The sequence below is a fragment of the Streptosporangium carneum genome (genome assembly GCF_027922005.1).
Classification (GTDB): Bacteria; Actinomycetota; Actinomycetes; order Streptosporangiales; family Streptosporangiaceae; genus Streptosporangium; species Streptosporangium carneum.
Map to the genome: position 1 here is coordinate 1 of NZ_BSEV01000021.1, position 22644 is coordinate 22644.

A 22644-nucleotide genomic window follows, 5' to 3' on the forward strand; every position below is an offset into this window, starting at 1 on the left:
GGGGGGATGACGAGGTGGGGGCCTCGCGGGGGTGGGGGATCTTCAGGGGAAGACGAGGTGGGGGCCTCGCGGTGAGGTGGGGGCCTCGCGGGGGGCGGGGGTTCTCCGAAACGGGGCCTCGGAGAGGGGTGGGGGTCGCCTGAGCGGGGGCTCTCAGGGGCGGGGGCGGGGGGCGGGGAAGCTCGGGAGTGCGCGGTCTCGTGGGGGTGCGAGTGCTCCGCGCTCCCGTCGCCGGTCGTCTCGGTCAGGCGGCCTCGGGGGCCGCCGGTCCGCTACGGCCGCGCGGCGTCGGCGAGGACGGCCTTCGGAGGCGTGGCCGGGTTGCTGTCCTTGACCTTCCAGGCGCCGCTGGAGAAGGCCACGGGGTAGTTCTTCTTGCCCACGCCGTCGCCCCACTTGGTGATGACGTAGTCGACCTTGATGTGGCCGAGACCGCCGTTGCCGTCCACGCCCAGCGTGCCGGAGTTGAACGTGCCGCCGGTCAGGTCGGCGAAGGTCTTGGCGTCGAGGTCGATCATGACACCGCTGCTCGAGGGCACGCCGGGGCCGCGGTCGCCCACGAAGAACTTGGCCTTCTTGCCCTTGTAGATGACGTAGCCCTCGGTGAACAGCGGCCAGCTGGGGCTCGCGATCATGCCCTTCTGCATCGGCTTGCCGCTCGCGGGCAGGCCGGTGTCCCCTGCGCGGCCCGAGGAGTCGTCCCAGAAGTAGGAGGCCTTGGTCGAGCCCTTGAGCAGGACCGTCTCGGACTTGGCGGGGGCGGTGGACCCGGTGCCGGTGTCGGCGGCGGCGGGAAGCGCGGAGACGACGCCGGCGGAGGTGAGCACGCTCGCACCCAGGAGGGTGGCGGCGATCAGACGGTTACGCAGGGTAGTGGAAAAACGCATGGAAAACAGACTCTTTCACGAGGGAACAGGACAGCCGCGTGCGTCAGTTCACGGACAGGCACGGGCGTGTGCGCTCACAGGGAAGAGAGGTCGCAGCCGGAGAGACCGGACGCTACGCCGAGCGCGAGGCGAGGTGGTGCCGCGGCCGAGCGCGGCGAGAAGTCTTAGTTGATCCGCACGGACGCGGTGCGTACCGATACGAAGGCGACACGATGATCCATAAGGGGATCTCCTCTCCATCTCGTCTACCGGGTTAGCTGACGGGTTCGGGCGGTGGAGTTGCCCTACCGCCGCAGGTTCACGGCGGATTCACCCCAGGAAGTGGGTCCCCGGTTCCCATGGCCCCTCAAGGGCCTTCGGGATTCGACGTCGGCCGGCCGCTCCTTCTCATGAAGGGCAAGTCGCCAGTCGAGAACAATTAGGACACTACCCACCACTCGGGGACAAAGCAAAGCAAAAGCCATGAAAACCCCAGAAGATCTACCTTCAACGCCCAAGAAAGGGGCATTGGCCGGGCCTTGACCGCACTCCTCCCCTGGCATTAAATTCGTTGAAACTGTTAAGAAACTTACCTAATAATTTCCTAGTGACCATGCTTCTGAGCTGCATGTTCTCCCTTCCTGCCCCCCGAAGGAGACTCAACCCCATGAACAAGAGGAAGCTCGGCGCAATCGCGACGGCGGTGGCCGTTCCGGCTCTGCTGTCGACGGTGATGGTGAACTCGGCGTCCGCCCACGGATCGATGGGAACGCCTGTCAGCCGGGTCTACGCCTGCTATCTGGAGAACCCCGAGTCGCCCGACACCCCCGCGTGCAAAGCCGCGGTCGGCCAGTGGGACACCCAGCCGCTCTACGACTGGGACGAGTTGAACATCGGCACCGCCAACGGCAAGCACCGGGAGATCATCCCCGACGGGCAGCTCTGCAGCGCCGGGCGCGCCAAGTACCGGGCCTACGACGCGGCCCGCACCGACTGGCCCTCCACCGCCCTCCCGACCGGCGGCGGCGACTACACCTTCCGCTATCCCTACACCGCGGCCCACCCCGGCACGTTCGAGGTCTACATCACCAAGGACGGTTTCAACCCGCTCCAGCCGCTGAAGTGGTCGGACCTGGAGGAGACCCCGCTGGCGAAGGTGAAGAACCCCAGCAAGGTCAGCGGCGAGTACGTCATTCCCGGCCGGCTCCCCGCCAAGACCGGGCGCCACATCGTCTACTCGATCTGGCAGCGCTCCGACAGCGCCGAGGCGTTCTACACCTGCTCCGACGTGACCTTCGGCAACGTGCCCACCCCCACCGTCACGCCCACGGTGACCCCCACCGCGACTCCCACGGTGACCCCCACCGCGACCCCCACCGTGACTCCCACGGTGTCCCCCTCCTCCACCCCCACCCTGACCACGACGGCCACGCCGCCCCCGGTCGCCTGGGCGGCCGGAGTCTCCTACACCGCCGGCAACCTGGTGACCTACGGCGGGGCGACCTACCGCTGCCTGCAGGCCCACACCTCCCTGCCCGGCTGGGAGCCGTCCAACGTCCCGGCGCTCTGGCAGCGCGCGTAGTGCCGTGACCTCCCGCGGGGCCGAGCACGTCAACCGTGCCCGGCCCCGCAGTAGCGTGGACGCGTGCTGACGCTCCTCGGCTGCGCGGTGCTCGTCGTGGTGCTCGTCGTGGCGCTCTACACGCTGGCGCTGCACGGCACGGCCGGGACCGCCGCGACCGGGGCCGCCGCCGTCACGCTGGCCGTCGCGGTCGCGGTCGGCGCGAGCGGCGGCGCCGTCAGGGACGCGGCCGGGATCGGGACGCTCACGGCGGGCGGCTCGGCCGTCGTGTGGTCTCTCGGCCGCTCCCACAGACGCCGCAGGGCGGGCCGTTCCGCGCTCGCCGCCTACCGCGCCGCCTCGGCGGCCGTGCCCCGCCTGGCCGCGACCGTGGAGCGCGACCGCCTCGCCGACGAGCTCCACGACGTGGCCGCCCACCGGCTCACCGGCATCGCGGTCTCCTCGGCCGCCGCCCTGCGGCTCGGCGATCCCGCGCTCACCGCCGAGGCCGCCGCCCACGCCGCGGAGGCGGGCCGCCTGGCCGTCTCCGAGCTCGACCGCCTCGCCTCCCTCGACCTGCGCGGCGAGACCCCGACCCTCGCCGACGTCGACCTCCTGGTCGGCGGCCATCCCCGCGCGACCTGCCACCGCGGGGTCGCCTCGGTGCCGCCCGAGGTGGCCGCACTCGCCTTTCGCATTGTCAGGGAGAGCCTGACGAACGCGATGCGCTATGCCACCGACGCCGCCGTTCACGTCCGCCTGGAGAGCGCGACCGGGCCCGGCGGATCGGGGCGGCTGGCGGTCACGGTCACCGACGACGGCGCTCCCGCCACCGTCCGGGGACTGGGCGCGGGCACCGGGCTGGCCTCTCTCGGCGAGGCGGTGCGCGCCCTGGGCGGCGTCCTGACGGCGGGCCCCGAGGCCGCACGGGGCACGGGCCCCGGCGGCTGGACCGTCCGCGCCCTGCTTCCCCTGCCCTCCACGCCTCCCCCACCCTCCACCGGAGGGCGGGCGCTCCCCAGGGCTCGCCCGTTCCCCCTCCTCTCACGCGGCGGCCTCCTCCGACGCGACGGCGCGGACGGGGCCGCCCGTCCGCGCCGCCGTACCGCGGGCTGGCGGGGGGTCGCGGCCCTCGACTGGGCCCTGGTGGTGCTGGCGGTCGCGTTGCCCGCGGGGATGGGGCTGCTGGCCACCGAGGTGCCTGCGCCGTTCGCCGCTCCGGCGCCGGGCACGTTGCTCATGGCTCTGCTCGTGCTGCACGCCGTACCGCTGAGGTGGCGTCGCCTGACGCCGAAGCTGAGCCTGACGGCGTCCCAGGGGGTGCTGCTGGTCTGGCTGGCGTGCGACGCGGCGGGGTGGACCGCGCCAGGCTCGGCGCAGCTGGTGCTGATGTGCTGGTGGGTGGAGCTGACACTGCTGCACACCGTCGGGGCGTACGGCTCGCACGGCTGGCCCGCTCCCGTCGTCGTCGCGGGGCTGAGCGCCCTTCCCCTGGTGGGGGATCTGACAGGGCCGCCCGTCGCCGTCTGGGCGACGGTGACGGCGGCCTTCACCGTGCCGACGGGCGCGGCCTGGGGGGCGGGCCTGCTGGTCGGCGGGCGCAGGCGCAGGAGGCGGGAGGCGGCGGCGCTCGACCGGGACCGGCTCGACCGGGAGGCGGCCGAGGCCGCCAGAGCGGAGCGGGGGCGGATCGCGGCCGGGCTGCGCCGTACCGCGGGGGCGCGGGCGGAGGCGGTGGTCAGAGCGGCGGAGGAGGGGCGGCTCGACGCGGTTCTCACCGAGGCGAAGGCCGGGCTCGGCGCGCTTCGGGACCTGCTCGACGAGCTTCGCGGAAACACAGCCGGAGACGCCGCCGGAGACGCCGCCGGGCACCCCGGCAGACACCCCGGCGGGGACGTCAGCGGGGATCTCGGCGAGGACCGAAGCGGGAGACGCGGCGGGGGACACACTGGGGGACACGGCGGGGGACGCGGCGGGGGACGCGGCGGGGGACGCGGCGGGGGACGCGGCAGGGACGATCCCGCCGACGACACGCCTCCTCCCGTCGTCGCCGGGATCGCGGCGCTGGCCGTCAGACGTCGCGCCGTCGTGCGCCACGTGGGAGCGCGCCGCCCGCTGCCCGCGGCCGTCGAGGTCGCCGCGTACCGCGTCGCCGAGACGCTGCTCGCCGACGGGGCGACGGTGACGGTGACCTACCTCGAGGACGGCCTCACGCTGACCGGTCCCTGCCGGGCGCGTGAGGCGCGGCGGGTGCGCGCCATGGCCGACGCGGCGGGCGGTACGGTCACCGAGACGGATGACGGGATGCGGGTGTGGCTGCCGGAGGTGTTCCCAGCGTGATTCGGGTGACGGTCGCCGACGACCAGGCGGTGGTCAGGGTGGGGATCACGGCGGTGCTCGACGCCGAGCACGACATCACCGTGGTCGGGCAGGCGGCGGACGGCGAGACGGCGGTGGCGCAGGCCGCGTCCCTGCTGCCCGACGTGGCCGTGCTGGACATCCGGATGCCGGGGGTCGACGGGCTCACCGCGACGGCCAGGATCACGGCGGAGGTCCCGGGGACGAAGGTGGTCGTGCTGACCACCTTCGGCCTGGACGAGTACGTGTTCGCGGCGTTGCGCGCGGGAGCGTCGGGATTCATGTTGAAGGACGCGGACCCTGAACGGATCATCGACGCGGTCAGGGTGGCGGCCAGGGGCGACGCGCTGCTCGACCCCGGCGTGACCCGCAGGCTGATCGACCGCTTCGCCGGGAGTCCGGAACCCGGGGAGGCGGCCCGGGTCTCGGGCCTGACCCCCCGCGAGACGGAGGTCCTCCTCCACGTCGCCAGGGGCCTGTCGAACGCCGAGATCGCGGCGGCCCTGGGCATCAGCCCCTCGACCGTCAAGGACCACGTCGCGGAGATCCTGGCGGAGCTCGGCGTCCGCGACCGCGTACAGGCCACGATCGTCGCCTACGAGGCCGGTCTGGTCCGTCCCGGGGCCCGGTGACCCCCCGCCGCGCGGCGGGGTCGGGAACGGTCCTCCGGTAGGGCGACCGGCGCGATCCCCGTTTCTAGCGTGAGATCCATGACAGACGGACCCCCGCCGCACACCCCCGGCGCGCCCCTCCCACCCCACTCAGGACCCGATCGTCACGCAGGACCCGATCGTCGCCTCCTCCCGCCCCATGAACCCGGCGCGCTCGCCCCGCCTCGCAGCGGCCCCGACCGTCCCGCCCCCTCTCCCTCCGGTCCGGACGGCTTCCCTCCCGGGCCCGGCGGCGCCTCCCCTTCCGGTCCGGACGGCTTCCCTCCCGGATCCGGCGGCACGTCCCCTCCCGGCCTGAACCGCTCTTCCCCCGAATCCGGCGGCGCCTCCCCTTCCGGTCCGGACGGCTTCCCTCCCGGATCCGGCGGCACGTCCCCTCCCGGCCTGAACCGCTCTTCCCCCGAATCCGGCGGCGCCTCCCCTTCCGGTCCGGACGGCTTCCCTCCCGGATCCGGCGACGCGTCCCCTCCCGGCCTGAACCGCTCTTCCCCCGAATCCGGCGGCGCGTCCCCTCCCGGCCCGTCCCGCATTCCGCTCGCACGCCGTCTTGCCGGGGGCGTCCTGCTCGTGGCGGCCGCGGCGGCGGCCGTCGTCTGCGGCGGGGCCGCCTTCCTCGGCGTGGCCGCCGTCACCGCGACGATCCCGCTGCTGTGCGCCGCCGGGCTGGCCGCGACCGCGGCCGTGGCGTTCCTGCTCGGTCTGCCCTCGTTCGCGCTGGCCGGGGCGAGGCGGCGCGGGCGCGCCGCCTCGGTCTTCTCCTGCCTGGTCGCCGTCGCCGTCGCGGGAACGGCCGGGGCCACGGCCCTCAGGCCGCTGCCCGTGATCGCGACCGGCCCCGCTCCTGAGGCCGTCAGGTTCTGGGACCTGCCGACGGGCTCCCGGATCGCCTACGTCTCACTCAGGGCCGCCCACCCCCGGCCCACCCCGGTGATCTTCCTGCACGGCGGGCCCGGCACCCCGAACGAGGGCCTCCCCGCGAGCGGCGCGGAGCTGGCGGCGCTGGGCTTCGACGTGTACTCCTACGACCAGCTGGGCGCGGGCCGGTCGACCCGGCTGGCCGACGTGGCGGGCTACACCGTCGCCCGCCACGTCGCCGACCTCGACGCGATCCGCACGACCATCGGCGCGGACAAGGTGATCCTGGTCGGAAACTCGTGGGGAGGCTCGCTGGCGGCCCAGTACATGGCGGCCCACCCCGGCAACGTCGCCAAGGCGGTCTTCGTCTCTCCCGGCCCCGTGTGGGAGGGAGCCTTCCCCGACGGGGAGTACGGCAGCCCGTGGGACAGGATCGCCCCCGAGCGGCGCGCCCGCTACGACGAGCTGAACGAGGAGCCGCGGGTCCTCGCCCTGTTCGCGCTGATGGGGATCAACCCCGAGGCGGCGCACGCCCTGGTCCCCGACGCCGAGGCCGACTCCCACCTGCACCGGCTCGCGCTCGTCGGCAAGGAGGGCACCGGATGCGCGGGCGGACCGCCGGTGAGGCCGCACGACAACCCGCAGGGGTTCTACGTCAACCAGCTCACGAACGCCGACTTCGGGCGGATCCCCGACCCCAGGCCCGTGCTCCGCGGGGTGCGGGTGCCCTCGCTCGTCATGCGCGGCGAGTGCGACTACGTCGCCTGGCCCGTGACGTACGACTACCGGCGCACGCTGCCCGAGGCGAGGCTGGTGTATCTCACGGGCGCCGGTCACGCCGTCGAGCGCGGACAGCCGGAGAGGTATCTCGCCCTGCTGCGGGCCTTCCTCCTCGACCGCCCCCTCCCCCTGCCCGACCACGCCTCCGCCGTGCCGCCGAAGTGAGCCGGAACGTCAGTCCCACCAGAACGACCAGGCGTTCCTGCCCGTGATCTGCTCGGCGTAGTCCGTCAGCGTGCCCGCGCTGTAGATGACGCTGTCAGGGCAGAACGTCCAGTGCTCCGCGGCGACGTGGAGGGCGTGCTCCGGGGTGACCGGGGGCGCGGCGACACTGAGGTCCAGGGTGTTGAACCCGAGGCTGACCACCCTGGCCCCGAACCTGTCCTCCCAGCTGCGCACCACGGCGGCGAGCGGGACCATCCACTCGTTGTGGTTCAGCGCGCCCTGCCACCCCATGACGGCCAGCACGTCGGCCCCCCGCTCGGCGGCGACCAGCCCGAGCGGGGTCCTGCGCTCGGCCACCAGCCCGGCGTACCAGTCGGCGACCATGTCGGGGTCGGCGGCCTGCCTGCCGGCGGGAGCCGGTCCGGGGCACCGTGCCCCGAAGGGTGCCAGCAGCTCCAGCTGGTCGGCTTTGGCCCTCTCGATCCAGTCGGACCAGACCTCGGCCATGAACGCGGCGGCGTGGTAGTTGTCGATCTCCGCCGCCGTGTCGGGGGCGATCTGCCCCGCCGACCACGGCTGCACCGAGTCCTCGAGCAGGACCGGCCACAGCCCCGAGTGCTCGTGTTCGAGCCGCAGCTTGGTCCAGAGCTCGCCGGAGACCGCCTCGTCACTCAGCCAGAACGCCGGAAGGTGGTCGATGGAGAACTGTGAGTAGTCGGGGTCGGGCCACACCACGTCTCCTGGCGGCAACTCCACCGAGATCCTCCGCCCCTCGCCGCCGTCGGCGAACAGCTGGCCCAGCACTGGCGGAAGTTGCCCACGCTCACAATCGCTCATGCCTACCGATCCGATCCTGACCACGGATCAATTTTGGCCCGTCAGGCGTCCCGAGCGACAGTTCTCCACTACAGAGGCGACAGTTGTCCACCTCGGAGGGGAGAAAACGAGGGGTTCAGATGCCGAACTCGGCCACCAGCGCCTGGCGTTCGGCCTTGCTGATCGGTCTGCCGGGCGCGTCAGGACGGCTCTGCCAGGGGTGCGGTCCCGCCTCGGGACGGTACTCCACCCCCAGCGCGTCGAGCCTGGCCGAGTGCGTCCTGAGCCGCCGCGCGAAGTCCCGGTACGGCGCGCGTCCCGCCGACCACACGACCTCGGCGAACGCGCACAGCCTGGGGAAGACCATGTAGTCGACGGTCCTGGGGCTGTCCATGTGCTCGGTCCACACGTTGCACTGGGCCCCGATCACACGGGAGCGCTCCTCGGCGGTCAGCACGTCGGGGACGGGGTCGAAGGCGTGGACGTCCCACAGGGTGAGCGGCGGGCCCACGGGGATGGGCTCCTCCGGCAGCTCCGACTGGCGATAGTCAAAGTAGACGGACATGTCGGGACAGGAGACCACCCGGTGACCCGCCCGCGCCGCCACGACCGCCGCCCGCGGCCCGCGCCAGGCCGCGATCGTCACCTCCGGCACCGCCCCGCACTCCAGGATTTCGTCCCAGGCGTACGGCGTGCGTCCCCGCCCGATGACGTGTTCGGCGAGCGCGGCGACGAAGGCGGCGCGCGCGCCCGGCTCCCCGGGGCACTCGTCCCCGCCGATCCCGACGTGGGAGCCGGGGAAGAGGTCCATGACCTCGTCCAGGACGTCGCGGCAGAAGTCGAGCGCCTCGGCGGAGGTGACGTCGAGGACGTCCTCGGAGATGCCACCCCACGCGGTGCGGACCTCGGCGGGCCGCGTGCCGAGGCCGGGGTAGGCGGCGACGGCGGCCTGGGTGTGGCCGGGCAGGTCGATCTCGGGCACCACGGTGACGAATCGCTCGGCGGCGTAGGCGACGATCTCCCGCGCGTCCTCCGCGGTGTAGAAACCGCCGTGCGGCCGGTCGAGGAAGAGCCCGTGCTGGCGGGAGCCGAGCATGCTCGCGGGCCGCCACCCCCCGACCGAGGTCAGCCGGGGGTGTTTCGCGATCTCCAACCGCCAGCCCTGGTCGTCGGTGAGGTGGAGGTGGAGCACGTTCAGCTTGTGCAGGGCCAGCAGGTCGATGAAACGGAGCAGGTCGGCCTTCGGCATGAAGTGCCGGGCGACGTCCAGCATGCATCCGCGCCAGCCGTACCTGGGCCGGTCCTCGATCTCGGTGACGGGCGCGGTCATCGGCGCGCCCGTCACGGGGGCGCGGCGCAGCGCGGCGGGCGGGAGCAGCTGCCGGAAGGTCTGGGCGCCGTAGAACACCCCGGCGGCGTCGCCTCCGGTGATCCGGACGCCGGCCGGGGTGACCCTGAGGCGGAACTCCTCCTCGCCCAGCGCCTCGTCGAGGGCGAGCACGACGCCCCCGTCCTCGGGGCCGTCGGAGGACGCCGGGTGACGGCCGGAGGGCAGCAGCGCGCAGCCGGTGGCCGGGCCGAGCGCCGAGCGGAGCCAGGAGGCGACCGCGGACAGCTCGGGCGGGGCGTCGAGCGTGGTCGCGGGGGTCAGTGTGAACTCGCCCGAGCCGGGCCGCACCGCGGACGGCAGCGGGATCAGGCCGTAGGCGGCGGGTCCCAGGGGAGGCACGGGACCGACGAAGAAGACGGGGTCGGCGGGGGTCAATCCTTCACCGCCCCGCCGAGCCCGGCCACCAGCCTGCGCTGGACGGCCACGAAGAAGATCAGTACGGGAATGGTCATCAGCGTCGAGGCCGCCATGATTCCGCCCCAGTCGTTCTCGTCCGGTTTGAAGAAGACCAGCAGGGCCGCGGGCAGGGTCTGGTTGTCCTTGGCCGAGATGATGAAGGTCCTGGCGAAGATGAAGTCGTTCCACGCGGCGATGAAGGAGAACACGCTGGTCGCCACCAGACCCGGCGCGACCAGCGGGAACAGGATGCGCCACAGGATGACGGGCCTGCTCGCGCCGTCGATCATCGCGGCCTCCTCGAGCGCCTCGGGGACCGCCGCGACGAATCCGCGCATCATCCAGACCGCGAACGGCAGGGAGCAGGCCAGGTGCACCAGGACGAGCGAGCCCAGGGTGTTGAGGCCGACGCCGGGCACCACCGCGCCGATGTCGCGGACCAGGAAGAACAGCGGGATGGTCAGCGCCTCGATCGGCACCATCTGCGCGACCAGGAACATGATCAGCACCGTGGTGCGGAACCGGAAGCGGAACCGGGTCACCGCGACGGCGGCCAGGAAGGCCACGACCCCGGACAGCACGACCACCGTCAGCGCCACGAGGACGCTGTTGAGGAAGTAGCGGCCGAAGTTCTCCCCTTCGAGCACCCGCTGGAAGTGCTCGAAGGTGGGGGCCAGGGTCCACGGGCGGACCTGCAGCGACTGGATCTCGCCGGTGGGCTTGAGCGCGGAGAGCACCATCCAGTAGATCGGGAAGAACGTGAGGAACGCGGTCGTCACCGCCACGGCGTTGGCGACCAGGCGGGATCTGCTCACAGTTTCTCCCCGCTGCGGTAGAGGGCGCGGATGTAGAAAAGGGTGATCACGAGCAGGATCAGCGTCATGATCACACCGATCGCCGAGCCGAGCCCGTACTCGGAGGAGCCGAAGGCGGTCTGGTAGGCGTAGACGTTGAGCACGGAGTTCTGCCCCGCTATGCCGCCGCCGTTGGTCATCACGTAGATCTGCGTGAAGATCTTGAAGTCCCAGATGATCGACTGGATGACCACGATCGTGATGAGCGGCCGGAGCATCGGCACGATGACCCGCCAGAAGGTGTGCCACGCCGAGGCCCCGTCGAGCGAGGCCGCCTCGAGGACCGAGCCGGGGATGGCCTGGATGCCCGCGTAGAGCGTCACCATGACGAAGGGGAAGGAGTGCCAGACCACGGTGGCCCCGACGACGCCGAAGGTGACCCACCTGTCGTAGAACCAGTTGAAGCCCTCGATGCCGAGGACCTGGTTGACCAGGCCCAGGTCGGCGTCGAACAGGAACAACCAGACGGTCGACCCGGTTATCGCGGGCGCGGCCCACGCGGCCATCGCGGCCAGCGACAGCAGCAGGCGGGGAATCCGCCCCGCCTTGGTGAGCACGACGGCGAGCGCCGCGCCGACGGCGAGCGTCGCGACCACCAGCGCCGCGGCGAATCCCAGCGTCTGCGCCAGCACCGACCAGAAACGCCCGTCTCCCAGGAGCGTCGCGTAGTTGCCGAACCCGACGAAGCTCGTCGGCTGCCCGCCGCTGACCTGGGCCTGCCGATAGTCGAACACCGACAGCAGGCCGAGCATGTAGATCGGGTAGCCGAACAGCGGCAGCAGCACGGCCGCGGACGGCAACAGGTAGAGCCAGGGCCGCAGTCCGCCGCCCTTGCGGGACGCCGCCCGGCGGACCCGGATCCCCGGGTCCGCGGGCGCCGTGGTGACCGTGGTCATGATCGGCCGAAGGCGGCCTTCACCGCGGTGGCGGCCTCGTCGGTCGCCTGTTCGACGGTGGCCTGCTTGGTCGCGATCTTCTGGAGCATGGTCGGGATGACCTTCTGGTTGTCGATCTTCACCCAGGCCGGGTCGATCGGCACGAACCGGGTCCCCGCGGCGACGGTGTCGAGGAACGGCTTGAGGAAGGAGTCCTTGGCCGCGAGCTCGTCACGCGCCGAGGTCAGCGTGGGCAGGTTGCCCATGGCCTCGTACATCTTGGTCTGGTAGGCCTTGCCGCCAAGCAGTTCCATGAACTTCACCGCCAGCGAGCGGTGCTGACTGTTCTTCATGACGCCGAGGTTGTTGCCGCCGGAGAAGGCGGGCGCGATCGAGCCCTCCTTCGAGCCCGGCAACGGCACCACGGCGTACTTGCCCGCCGCCGCGCCCGCGTCGACCGCGGCGCGGCTGAAGTTGCCGAGGATGCCCATGGCCGCCTTGCCGCTGGCGAACAGCTCGACGGTCTTGCCGCCGGTGAGGCTCGCGCAGGCCTGCGGCGGGCAGTTGTCGTCGCTGAGCAGGTCGGTGTAGGCCTGCACGCCCTTGCGGGCCTCGGGACTGTTGAGGGTCTCGATGTCGCCGCCCGCGTCCCAGACGAACGGCAGGGCGCCGAAGGTGTACTCGCCGCCGACGGCGAGGCCGTACAGGTCGGGCTTCTTCTTACGGATCTCGCGGGCGCTCTTGGTCAGCTGCTCCAGGGTCGCCGGAGGCTTCAGACCGAGCTCCTCGAAGACGTCGGTGCGGTAGTAGAGCGCGCGGATGCCGATGTACCACGGCAGGCCGTAGACCTTGCCGTCGACGGTCGCGGACTTCAGGAGGTCCGCGCCGACGTCCTTGCCCTCCGGCCACGCCTGGAGGTCGGCGCTCAGGTCGGCGAACCCGCCCGCCGCGGCGTACTCGGCCAGGTCGGTGTTGCCGTACTCGGCGACGTCGGGGGCGCTCGCCGGGTCGTTGAACGCGCCCTTGAACTTCTCGTGCCTGGCGGGCGTCGTCGGGATGTAGGTGATCTCGACCTTCACGCCCGCGTTCGCGGCGGTGAACTCCTTGATCGCCTCCGCGACGACCTTCTCCTTGGGGGCGCGGTTGGGCTCGTCGAAGAGCCATACGCGCAGGGTCCCTGACTTCTCGTCGCCGCCGCTCGCCGACGGGGCGGTCGACGGCGCGCACGCGGCGAGGGACAGCAGGGCCACGCCTGCGGCCGCCCAGTTCAGGATCTTCACAGCTCCTCCTCCTGTTGGCGGCAGACCCTAGGAAGGGCTCACCGGTCGCGGGAAGAGGAGGAGCGTTTTGTTGTGCAATGCAGAAACTTGTGCTGCAAAATGGAAACAACACTTCCAGTTAGCCTAGTTTGACCCGCGTGTTCGACTCGCCCGATCCCCCTTGAGGCCGTGATGAACGAACCTGTCCCCGAACGCAACCAGTCGGCCTCTCTCAGGCGTGCCCTCGCCGTGCTGGAACACGTGCGCGACCACGCGGGCGCCGGCCAGGGGCTGTCGCTCACCCGTCTCGCCGAGGCGCTCGGTCTGTCGAAGAGCACGGTGCTCAGACTGACCCTCCCGCTCATCGAGGCCAGGCTGCTCGACCGCGACCGCAAGACCGGCGCCTACCGGCTCGGGCATGGCACGCTCCATCTGGGCCAGGCCTACCTGGCCACACTGGACCTGCGCACCGTCGCCGCCGAGGAGTCGCACCGGCTGATGAGCGAGGTCAGGGAGACCGTCCACCTCGTGGTCTACGACCCGCCCGACGTGGTCTACATCGACAAGGTGGAGAACGCGACCAACGTGCGGATGGCCTCCCGCGTCGGCAGCAGGGCGCCCGTCTACCGCACCGCCGTCGGCAAGGCGATCCTCGCCTGGCAGCCGGACGAGGACGTCGAGAAGGTCGTGGCCGCCGGGATGCCGTCGATGACCCGCTACACCATCACCGACGCCGAGCGCCTGCGCGCCGAGCTCGGCCGCATCCGGCAGCGGGGCTACGCGGTCGACGACCGCGAGAACGAGCCGGAGGTCCGCTGCGTCGCGGCCCCGATCTTCAACCACGCCGACGCCGCGACCTCGGCCATCTCCGTCTCCGGCCTCACCTCGCGGATCACCGCCGCCCGGGTCCGCGACCTGGGTCCCCTGGTCGCGGAGACGGCGCTGCGCATCTCCAGAAAACTGGGATCGACCCGCTGATCGACAGCGGCGGCGGGGCTCGCCGCACGACCTCGAAAAACCTTCCCCACCTTCGACGACGAGCACCTAAGGACCAATTTCTGATGATCGATCTGGTGACGCTCGGGGAGAGCATGGCGCTTTTCACCGCGCGGCGTACCGGTCTGCTCCGACACTCCCGCGACTTCGGCCTCAGCGTGGGCGGCGCCGAGTCGAACCTGGCGATCGGCGTCAGCCGTCTCGGCAGGCGCGCGGCCTGGATCGGCAGGGTGGGGGACGACGAGTTCGGGGAGCTGCTGCGCTCGACGCTGTCGGGCGAGGGCGTCGACGTGCGGGGGATGATCGTCGACCCGGAGGCGCCGACGGGCCTGATGGTCAAGAGCAGGCGGACCGTCGACCTGGTCGACGTGCGCTACTACCGGTCGGCGAGCGCGGGATCCCGGCTCGGCCCCGCCGACCTCGACGTCTCGCTGCTCAGGTCGGCGCGTGTGCTGCACGTCACGGGGATCACGCTCGCGCTGTCCGCCTCCGCCGCCGAAGCGGTGCGGGCCGCGGTCGCCGAGGCCCGCGACGCGGGCGTGACGGTCTCCATGGACGTCAACTACCGCCGCGCCCTGTGGAGTCCCGACGAGGCCTCCAAGGCGCTGCGGGAGATCGTGCCGGCGGTGGACGTCCTGTTCGCCACCGAGGCCGAGGGCCGCCTGATCGCCGAGGGCGAGGACGCGCCCGGCCTCGCCGAGGCCCTGTCCGCCCTCGGTCCCCGCCACGTGCTCGTCAAACGCGGTTCGCGCGGCGCGGTCGAGCTGTCCGACGGGGTCCTGCGGCACGCGGAGCCGTACCGTGTCACCGAACTCGACCCGGTCGGCGCAGGAGACGCCTTCGCCGCGGGCTGGCTCGCCGAGACCCTGGAGGGAGCGCCCCCGGAACGCCGTCTGGCGACCGCGTGCGCGGCCGGGGCCTTCGCGGTGACCTCGGACGGCGACTGGGAGAGCCTCCCCCACCGCGCCGACCTCGACCTCCTGACCCCCGCCGACGCCGTCAGCCGCTGACCCCGGCGGCCCCTCTCCCCGTACCGGACCGGTCCCCCGCGAACGGCGTCGGCACGGCCGGCGGCGGCGGCCCGACCGCGCGGCGGGGCTGTCCGGGAAGACCGCCGGTGGGTCAGGCCCCGATCCGAAGGGTCTCCAGGACGTGGGGCCACGCGGCCGCGCCCAGGGCGGCGTCCGCCTCCGGTGATCCTCCGTAGCGGAAGGGTCTCACCATCGAGACAGCCGGTTCTCCGGGGAAACGGAGGCGGTGGCCCGCGTCCGGACCGCTGACGACGCGAACCGGGCGTCCCGCCGCCGAACGGCGCTCGGCGAGTTCCTCGGCGAAGGACAGCGAGGGCCACATCTGGTCGTCCGCGCCCGCGACGAGGAGGATGTCGGCGTTCGCCCGTTCGACGGGAATCGCCGCCGCCCGCGCCTGCCCGGCGAACCTCTCCAGGCTGCGCTCGTAGAGCGTGCGGTACGCCTTGGGAACCCCCTCGGACTCGGCCGGAGACCAGTCCTCGTCATAGGGGACGAAGGGCACCGGCTCCCCCCGCCAGGTCCACGAGGACCTGCGCGGGACGACGTTCCCGTCGGCTCCCGGGCCGACGTTCGCCCAGGCGACCGAGCTCGGCGCCAGCGCGACCACCGCCTCGACGCGGGGGTCGAGGCCGGCGACGAGCAGCGCGGCCTCGGCGCCCTTGGACAGCCCCATCACGCCGACGCGCCGTACCCCGGTCTCCACGAGCAGATCAATGGCTGCGGTGAAGGTCTCCAGCGGGATCTCGCAGATCCCCTCCGGCTGCCCGGGACCGCCGAACCAACGAATCGACAGGGCCGTGGCCCCCTGCCGGGCCAGCAGACGCGCCCGTTCGGTCTCCACACGCCCGCTGGAACCCGCCAGCACCAGGACACCGACGTCCCCGCCGCCCCCGGGCCTGACCATGATCCCCTCCCAGGGGCCGGCGAGGCCGCACTCGATGATCTCCATACCTCCTTCCTACCCCCGCCCCGCCCGGGAGGTGTGCCCGCGGGGCCACGGCTAGGGGAGCTTGCCGAGGGCGCGGGCGAGGATGGCGGCGGTGTCGGCGACGACCTTGTCGTCGGCGGGGGCGTCGGCGGCCCTGCGAGTGGTGTAGACGGCCATGACCAGTGGCGGGGAGGTCTTCGAGGTCCGGATGACGGCGATGTCGTTGGCGGCCCCGTGACTCGCGGAGGTGCCGGTCTTGTCGCCGATGATCCAGGTCTTGGGCAGTCCGGCGCGGATGCGCGCGTCGCCGGTCTCGTTCGCGCGCAGCCAGCCGTTCAGGCGCGACCTGTCCCCGGCGGTGAGGGCGTCGCCGACCGTGAGCGCTCGCAGGTCGCCTCCTGCGGACGCGGGCGTCGTGGTGTCGCGTCTCTCCCTGGGAGTCCAGTCGTTGAGCTCGGTCTCCCAGCGGTCCAGGCGGGAGACCGGGTCCTTCAGCGTGCGGAGGTACCTCGTCAGCCCCGCGGGTCCGCCGATCTGCCTCAGCAGCATGTTGCCCGCGGTGTTGTCGCTGCGGGTGATGGCCGCCTCGCACAGCCTGGCGACCGTCAGCCCGTCGTCGACGTGCTTCTCCGTGATCGGCGAGTTCGGCTTCAGGTCGCTCCGCTTCCAGCGGACGACCCGGTTCATCAGTCCCGGGTCGGACGTGCGGGCCTTGTGGAGCACGGCGGCGGCCGCCAGCGCCTTGAAGGTGGACAGCAGCGGGAAGCGTTCCCCCGCCCGGTAGGCGATCGTCTCGCCGGTGGCCGTGTCGACGGCGTACGCGCCGACGCGGCCTCTGAACGACGCCTCCAGCGCGCGTAGCCGCCGGTGGGCCTCCACCTCGCCGGACGACGTCCGCGGAGAGGAGAGGACCGCCCGCCGGTCCTGGGCGCCGGCCCGCGGAGCCGCGGGGCCGCTGGTGGCGGCGGTGTCCGTCCCGCAGGCCGCGGCGCCCGCCAGAACGGAGATCAGCAGGCCGGTCGCCTTCAGGGCCGTGGAGAAGCGGCCCGTACGGTTGCGCATTCCATGTCCTCGCTCTCGTCCAGCAGAGGGGAAGAGCAAAGCAGGGCCGGTCCGTCGGTGTCCAATACTGATATGGGGAACGCCATGATATCGAAATGGATATGTTCCCAGCTCAACCGGTGAGCGCGTCCCGGACGGCCGGAGTGCGTCATCCGCCGCTTCTGCGGATGGCGTTCGCGGCGTTGATCAGCCCGATGTGGCTGAAGGCCTGGGGGAAGTTGCCGATGGGCTCTCCGGTCGACGAGTCGACCTCCTCCGCCAGCAGGCCGACGTCGTTGGCGTGTGACGCCGCGTCGCGGAACGCCTGTCTGGCGGGCCCGCCGTGGCCCGCGAGAGCCAGGGCGTGCGCGAGCCAGAACGTGCAGAGCAGGAAGGTGCCCTCGTCGCCCGCGAGCCCGTCCGCGGCGCGGTAGCGGTGCACCAGGCCGCGCTCGTCGGTCAGCCGGGCGGCGACCGCGTCCACGGTCGCGCGCACGCGGGGGTCGTCGCCCGGCAGGAAGCCGACCATGGGCAGCATCAGCGCGGCGGCGTCCAGGTCCTCCGAGCCGAACGCCTGGGTGAACGCGCCCGCCTTCTCGTTCCAGCCTCGCGTCATGATCGCCTCTCGGATCCGCTCCCGCGTGTGCTTCCACCCGGCGACGCGGTCGGCGGCGCCCAGGACGGGGGCCAGCGCGACGGCCCTGTCCATGGCCACCCAGCACATGAGCTTGGAGTGCAGGTAGTGCCGCCCGGGGCCCCGCACCTCCCATAACCCCTGGTCGGGTTCCTCCCAGCGCCGGGCCGCCGTCTCCGCCACGCCGATCAGGAAGGAACGGGTCAGCGCGTCGAGGGGGCCCGTGTCGCGGTAGAGCTGATCGGCCGCGTCGAGCAGCTCGCCGTACACGTCGATCTGGCGCTGCCGCCACGCGTCGTTGCCGACGCGCACCGGGGCGCTGCCGCGCCAGCCGGTCAGGTGGGGCAGCGACCGCTCGCTCAGGTCGCGTTCGCCGCCGACGCCGTACATGATCTGCAGGTCGCAGCCCTGGTCGAGCTGGGTGGCGGAGGCGCGGGCGAGGAAGGCGAAGAACGCGGCCTCCTCGACCTCGCACGCCGCGGTGGCGAGCGCCTGGAGCGTGAAGCTCGTGTCGCGGATCCAGGTGTAGCGGTAGTCCCAGTTGCGCTCGCCGCCGACGCTCTCCGGCAGGGAGGTGGTCGCCGCGGCGACGATCGCCCCGGTGGGCGCGAAGGTCAGGGCCCGCAGCACCCGTCCGCTCTGGCCGACCTCCTCCTCCCACGGTCCCCGGTAGCCGAGGTGGTCCCTGGACCATGAGCGCCATCCGGCGACGGTGTCCTTGATCCTGCGATGGACGTTCCAGGGGTGCCTGCGCGGCGGATCGGGGGCCCAGCCCGAGCTGGCCTGCAGGGCCAGGCAGAGCCGCTGTCCCGCCCGCAGCGTCACCGTGGCGCGCGCCGTCGAACCGCGCACCCGCAGGGGCACCGGGGCCGACAGCGTCAGGACGTTCGCGCCGCCACGGGCGACGAGCCCGCCGCGGACCGGTTCCATCAGCGGCTGGACGAGCCCGAACTCGGGGCGCGGCGCGTACTCCGTCTCCAGCGTCACCTCGCCCTCGACGCAGGTCGCCTCGCGCAGCAGGACACCGGGAGAGCCGACGCCCAGCGAGTGCCCGCGTTCCCTGCCGCCCAGGGCGAGCGCGTCGACGAGCACCAGGGTCCCGCCGCGGCAGCGGAAGGTGGTCTCGAGCACGAGGGTGCCCTCCAGGTACCTGCGGCTGACCTCGGCGGGACAGGCGGGGTGAACGGTCCAGTGCCCGGCGTTCTCGTCGAGCAGCCTGGCGAAGAGCGCCGGGCTGTCGAAGCGGGGCAGGCACAGCCAGTCGACCGAGCCGTCGGAGGTGACGAGGGCGGCGGACCGGCAGTCGGACAGCATGGCGTGGTCACTGATCGGTCGCGTGCTCAAGGGCGCACCTCGCCAACCGCCGGGTGAGGATCACGGTTCTCACGGCCCGGAGACGGGCCCGGTTTCGGCGGCCACCGGCAAGGCCCCGAAGCGACAAAGGATGCTTTTCCGCATAAAAGTATGAAAAAGCCCCATTTTAAGTATGTAACTTGGCGCGGTCGGTCACCTTCGCTACGCGTCCGCCCACCACCACGCCTCCAGTTCGTCGCCCTCGAAGACCTCGGCGGGCGGGCGCACGCCGTGGGGCAGGTCGATCGACAGCGCGCCGGTGCGCCGGGCGATCTCCCGGAGTCCGCACAGGTCCGGGTGATCCCGCGGGTCGAACACCACGAGATCGCCCGTGAGCGCGCTCCAGCCGAGCGCGTGCCACATGGCGATCAGCTCGTGGTCGCCCTCCTGCTCGGCGGCCGCCGCGACGGCGTGCGCCACCTCGGCCAGCGGCGTCCGCCGGGGAGGCTCGGCGTCCGCGCCGCCGAGCGTCCCCGCCTCGACCATCCGCCGCCACAGCCCGGTCCCGGCGTCGCAGTACAGGAACGGCGGTTCGACGTACCCGTCGTCCAGCCAGTCCTCGAACCCTTCGAACTCCTCGTCGTCCTCGTCGATCTCCGCCAGCGCGGTGAACTCCCCCAGCCCGTCGAAGTACCCGCGTCGCGCCGCGTAGTCCGGATGCCGCTCGACGGGGAACCGATAGGTGAACCGCCGTTCCAACAGCGCGTCCATCACCCGGAACCGCGTGAACGAGCAGTCGAACCCCTCCTGGAACCGGTACAGCGTCCCGAACCAGTCCCGCGCCCTCGGATCGCCGGCCGGACACCGGGCGTCCAGGACACGCACCGATCCCTCGACGAGATCCTCTATCTCATGCATCGACATCCGGCTCTCCCCACACGTCCGGCACGATTCTAGCGATCATGAATTCCGGCCGGACGGCGAGCTTTCCGAGGGCGGGGTCAGGGCTGCCCGCCTGCCTGCTCTCCCCCGCGCCGCGGGCGGGCCGCGCCCTCGTCGCCAGGCGGTCGCGGGGTCGGCGGGTTCTCATGGCGCTGGAGGTCGTGGAAGAAGCCGGGGACGGTCACCAGGTCCCCGGAGGCCGCGACCTGGTCGTAGACGTACCTGGCCAGCGCCAGGTCCAGGACGCCGAGCCCGAACGGGGAGAAGATCACCGGCCTGTCGGCGTCGGGAACCGACGTACCGGTGAGGACGTCGAAGAGGGTTCCCGCGATGAAGTCGCGGTTGCCCGTCCGCTGCTCGGCGAGATGCGGCGAGGTCGCCGCCTTCAGGCAGTGCTCGACGTCGTCGACCACGTTGCAGGAGCCCAGCACGATCTCCGGAGAGAGGTCGCGCAGCGAGATGTGCAGGACCAGGGGGTTGTGCGAGAACCAGCCGAGGTCGGTGACGTGCGGCTCGGCGGCCACCGTGGCGAAGACGATCAGGTCTGAGGCGCGGACCAGCTCCTCCGCCGTGTCGTGGACGGTCGGCTCGATCCGCCCGGTCCTCGCCAGGTAGCCCGCGAAGCCCCTGGCGTGGTCGGCGGACAGGTCATGGACGCCGACCGACTCGAAGTCGAACCCGCTGGCCGCGAGGTAGGAATGGATGTACCGCGCGATGACCCCCGCTCCGACGAAGCCGACCCGGGAGGGTCGGACCTGACGCCGTTCGCTCAGCAGCACGGCGGCCAGCGCCGCGGAGGCCGCCGTGCGCGCCGCGCTGATGATCGAGCTCTCCAGGCAGGCGAACGGGTAACCGGTCGTGGTGTCGTTGAGGACGAGGACAGCCGAGGCCCGGGGGATGCCCTCCGCGACGTTCTCGGGAAAGCTCGAGATCCACTTGATGCCGTGCACGTCGACCTTCCCGCCGACCGAGGCGGGCAGAGCGATGATCCGCGACGACGGCCGGTCGGGGAAACGCAGGAAGTAGGAGTCGGGGTTCACCGTCTCCCCCGCTCCGTGCAACCGGTAGGCGGCTTCGACGACGCGGATGACATCGTTCTCCCTGCCGCCGACGACCTGTTGCACCTGGGCGCCGGAGATCACGGCGAAGGACGGCGTGCGGCTCAACGTGACGCCTCCATCAGAACGGAAGGTGGGGTGACCTGGCCACGGACTCGTTGCACGATCTGCTGTGGCGTGTGTGTGACGCGACGGCCGACGCCGTCGGTCCGCGGTCCGATGATCGCGTGGAGCATGGCGGGGGCCACGTCGAGCTCGGCGGCCCGCAGCCCGCAGGCGTCGTCGACCCGGACGGCGGTCCGATAACCCGCGGCCAGGGCGAGTGCGGTGAAGTCCGCGCGCTGAACGGTCGCCTGGCCACCGGTGCTCTCGTGCATTCCGTTGTCCACGACCACGTGGAGGATTCCGGCGTCGGCGGCCGCCACCAGCGGGAGCACTCCCAGGTTCATCAGCAGTGAGCCGTCGCCGTCGAGGGCGACGACCTGTCGCCCCGGACGCGCCAGGGCCAGTCCGAGGGCGATCGGCGCCGCCATGCCCATCGAACCGACGAGGTAGAGGTTGCCGGGGCGGTCGGCCGCGTTGAACAGGTCGCGGCTTGTGTATCCGCACGTCGAGACGATGACGGCGTCGGGATGCCGGGTGAGCAGCTCCCCGACCAGCTCGGGCAGGGTCAGCGCGGTCATCAGATGCCCTCCCTCACGATCAGGACGCCGCAGCGCCGTTCCCTGTCCATGTCGTCGACCACGGCGGTGACGGAGCCCGCCACGTCCTCGTGGTCCAGGACGGTGTACGGCAGCCGGAACAGGTCGAGGAGGTTGAGCAGCTCGCGCCCGATCACGTCATGCTCGACCGCGTCGTTCCCGTCGTGACCACGCCAGCTGACGACCAGCAGGACCGGGACGTCGTAGATGAGGTTGAACGAGGTGATGACGTTCAGCGAGTAGCCGAGCCCGGAGTTCTGCATCAGGACGAAGGCTCGCTCGCCCGCGACGGCGGCGCCCGAGGCGACGCCGATCGCGCTGTCCTCCCTGGGGGCGGGCACGTAGCGGAGACCTGCCAGTCTCCGGTCGTCCCCGGGATGTTCCAGGAGCCGGAAGGCGCCGGTCAGCAGGCTGCAGGGCACACCGGTCGCGAGACCGTACCCGTGGTCGAGCAGGCTGTGGAGCAGGGTGTGGGCTGTGGTCGTGCCCGCGGGGGCAGCGCGCATGTCGTCCTCTCGTCAGACGGTCGATGCGGTCATTCGTAGAGACGCCGCTCGTACTGGGGGCCGTAACGGCGCTCCAGGTTCTCCAGCGACTCCTCGGTCCACTCCGTGGCCTGGGCGATGCGCGCCCTCGACGGCACGGCGTCGGGCGTCCAGGATCCGGGCTGCCAGAACTCGGCGCGGAGGAACGACTTGGAACAGTGGAAGTAGACCTCCTCCGTCTCGACCATCAGCGCGATCCTCGGCCTGCTGTTCTTGACGACCATGCGGTCGAAGAACGGGGCCTCCCGGACCAGCCTGGCGTGGCCGTTGATCCGCAGGGTGTCCCCGCGGCCGGGGATGATGAAGATCAGGCCGACGTGGGGGTTGCTGAGGACGTTTCGCCAGCTGTCGATGCGGCGGTTGCCGGGACGGTCCGGGATCGCGATGGTGGAGTCACTGAGAACCAGGGCGAATCCGGGTGGATCACCCTTGGGTGAGATGTCGCACGTCCCGTCGGCCGCCGAGGTGGCGATGAGACAGAACGGAGAATGCCGCAGCCACTGCCGTTCGACGTCCCGCAGGACCGGAGTCGACTTGCCGAAGACCACGGGGTTGGGCGGGCCGACCAGTTCCATGAGCTCGGCCTCGGATGTGATCTCCGTGATCGCCTCTGGCTCCACTGCCACGCT

20 protein-coding genes and 1 riboswitch are annotated in these 22644 nt (G+C 71.9%); of the genes, 6 read left to right on the top strand and 14 right to left on the bottom strand.

Annotated elements, in window-relative coordinates; all coding sequences use genetic code 11:
• Positions 1-272: 272 nt before the first annotated feature.
• Positions 273-887, bottom strand: coding sequence for a hypothetical protein (locus PKF00_RS32190; protein ID WP_271221467.1), 615 nt, complete (start codon positions 885-887; stop codon positions 273-275).
• Between the two features lie 227 nt (positions 888-1114).
• A riboswitch (cyclic di-AMP (ydaO/yuaA leader) is annotated at positions 1115-1263 on the bottom strand.
• A 270-nt stretch (positions 1264-1533) separates the two neighbouring features.
• Between PKF00_RS32190 and PKF00_RS32195 the strand changes: the two genes are divergently transcribed.
• The 4 genes from PKF00_RS32195 (at position 1534) to PKF00_RS32210 (ending at position 7256) form a co-directional block, all read left to right on the top strand.
• Positions 1534-2448, top strand: a complete 915-nt coding sequence (locus tag PKF00_RS32195; protein ID WP_271221468.1) for a lytic polysaccharide monooxygenase — start codon at positions 1534-1536, stop codon at positions 2446-2448.
• A 63-nt stretch (positions 2449-2511) separates the two neighbouring features.
• Positions 2512-4767, top strand: coding sequence for a sensor histidine kinase (locus tag PKF00_RS32200; RefSeq protein WP_271221469.1), 2256 nt, complete (start codon positions 2512-2514; stop codon positions 4765-4767).
• Positions 4764-5417 carry a response regulator gene (locus PKF00_RS32205; protein ID WP_271221470.1) on the top strand — a complete coding sequence of 218 codons (654 nt, stop codon included), beginning with the start codon at positions 4764-4766 and terminating at the stop codon, positions 5415-5417. Before PKF00_RS32200 ends, PKF00_RS32205 begins: the two co-directional genes overlap by 4 nt.
• A gap of 606 nt (positions 5418-6023) precedes the next feature.
• Positions 6024-7256, top strand: coding sequence for an alpha/beta fold hydrolase (locus PKF00_RS32210; protein ID WP_271221471.1), 1233 nt, complete (start codon positions 6024-6026; stop codon positions 7254-7256).
• Positions 7257-7265: 9 nt separating this feature from the next.
• On the opposite strand, the gene PKF00_RS32215 is transcribed toward PKF00_RS32210, so the two are convergent.
• From PKF00_RS32215 to PKF00_RS32235, 5 genes are all read right to left on the bottom strand, one after another.
• Complete coding sequence (locus PKF00_RS32215) at positions 7266-8060, bottom strand: DUF4253 domain-containing protein (RefSeq protein ID WP_271221472.1); 795 nt, start codon at positions 8058-8060, stop codon at positions 7266-7268.
• 148 nt (positions 8061-8208) lie between these two features.
• On the bottom strand, positions 8209-9837 hold the full coding sequence (locus tag PKF00_RS32220; protein WP_271221473.1) for a beta-N-acetylhexosaminidase: 1629 nt from the start codon (positions 9835-9837) through the stop codon (positions 8209-8211).
• Positions 9834-10673, bottom strand: coding sequence for a carbohydrate ABC transporter permease (locus PKF00_RS32225; protein ID WP_271221474.1), 840 nt, complete (start codon positions 10671-10673; stop codon positions 9834-9836). The genes PKF00_RS32220 and PKF00_RS32225 overlap by 4 nt, the downstream gene beginning before the upstream one ends.
• Positions 10670-11608 (bottom strand): carbohydrate ABC transporter permease, encoded by a 939-nt coding sequence (locus PKF00_RS32230; RefSeq protein ID WP_271221475.1) that lies wholly within the window; start codon positions 11606-11608, stop codon positions 10670-10672. Before PKF00_RS32230 ends, PKF00_RS32225 begins: the two co-directional genes overlap by 4 nt.
• Complete coding sequence (locus tag PKF00_RS32235; RefSeq protein ID WP_271221476.1) at positions 11605-12867, bottom strand: extracellular solute-binding protein; 1263 nt, start codon at positions 12865-12867, stop codon at positions 11605-11607. Before PKF00_RS32235 ends, PKF00_RS32230 begins: the two co-directional genes overlap by 4 nt.
• A 171-nt stretch (positions 12868-13038) precedes the next feature.
• On the opposite strand from PKF00_RS32235, the gene PKF00_RS32240 reads away from it, so the two are divergent.
• Together PKF00_RS32240 and PKF00_RS32245 are read left to right on the top strand one after the other, a co-directional pair.
• The gene (locus tag PKF00_RS32240) at positions 13039-13824 is read left to right on the top strand and encodes an IclR family transcriptional regulator (RefSeq protein WP_271221477.1); all 786 of its coding nucleotides are present in this window, start codon (positions 13039-13041) and stop codon (positions 13822-13824) included.
• 83 nt (positions 13825-13907) lie between these two features.
• Complete coding sequence (locus tag PKF00_RS32245) at positions 13908-14852, top strand: sugar kinase (protein ID WP_271221478.1); 945 nt, start codon at positions 13908-13910, stop codon at positions 14850-14852.
• Positions 14853-14964: 112 nt separating this feature from the next.
• On the opposite strand, the gene PKF00_RS32250 is transcribed toward PKF00_RS32245, so the two are convergent.
• From PKF00_RS32250 to PKF00_RS32285, 8 genes are all read right to left on the bottom strand, one after another.
• Positions 14965-15822: an acyl-CoA thioester hydrolase/BAAT C-terminal domain-containing protein gene (locus tag PKF00_RS32250; RefSeq protein ID WP_271221479.1), complete on the bottom strand. Its 858-nt coding sequence runs from the start codon at positions 15820-15822 to the stop codon at positions 14965-14967.
• A gap of 51 nt (positions 15823-15873) precedes the next feature.
• Positions 15874-16863, bottom strand: a complete 990-nt coding sequence (gene bla / locus PKF00_RS32255; RefSeq protein WP_271221480.1) for a class A beta-lactamase — start codon at positions 16861-16863, stop codon at positions 15874-15876.
• Positions 16864-17011: 148 nt separating this feature from the next.
• Positions 17012-18820, bottom strand: coding sequence for a glycoside hydrolase family 15 protein (locus tag PKF00_RS32260; RefSeq protein WP_271221481.1), 1809 nt, complete (start codon positions 18818-18820; stop codon positions 17012-17014).
• 171 nt (positions 18821-18991) lie between these two features.
• Positions 18992-19693, bottom strand: coding sequence for a hypothetical protein (locus PKF00_RS32265; protein WP_271221482.1), 702 nt, complete (start codon positions 19691-19693; stop codon positions 18992-18994).
• 77 nt (positions 19694-19770) lie between these two features.
• Positions 19771-20877, bottom strand: coding sequence for a 2,3-diaminopropionate biosynthesis protein SbnB (gene sbnB / locus PKF00_RS32270; RefSeq protein WP_271221483.1), 1107 nt, complete (start codon positions 20875-20877; stop codon positions 19771-19773).
• The gene (locus tag PKF00_RS32275) at positions 20874-21452 is read right to left on the bottom strand and encodes a thiamine pyrophosphate-dependent enzyme (RefSeq protein ID WP_271221484.1); all 579 of its coding nucleotides are present in this window, start codon (positions 21450-21452) and stop codon (positions 20874-20876) included. Before PKF00_RS32275 ends, sbnB begins: the two co-directional genes overlap by 4 nt.
• Positions 21452-21976, bottom strand: coding sequence for a thiamine pyrophosphate-binding protein (locus PKF00_RS32280; protein ID WP_271221485.1), 525 nt, complete (start codon positions 21974-21976; stop codon positions 21452-21454). The genes PKF00_RS32275 and PKF00_RS32280 overlap by 1 nt, the downstream gene beginning before the upstream one ends.
• Positions 21977-22005: 29 nt before the next feature.
• A complete protein-coding gene (locus PKF00_RS32285) occupies positions 22006-22641 on the bottom strand; it encodes an MSMEG_1061 family FMN-dependent PPOX-type flavoprotein (protein ID WP_309298458.1) in 636 nt (211 codons plus the stop codon).
• Positions 22642-22644 lie beyond the last annotated feature (3 nt).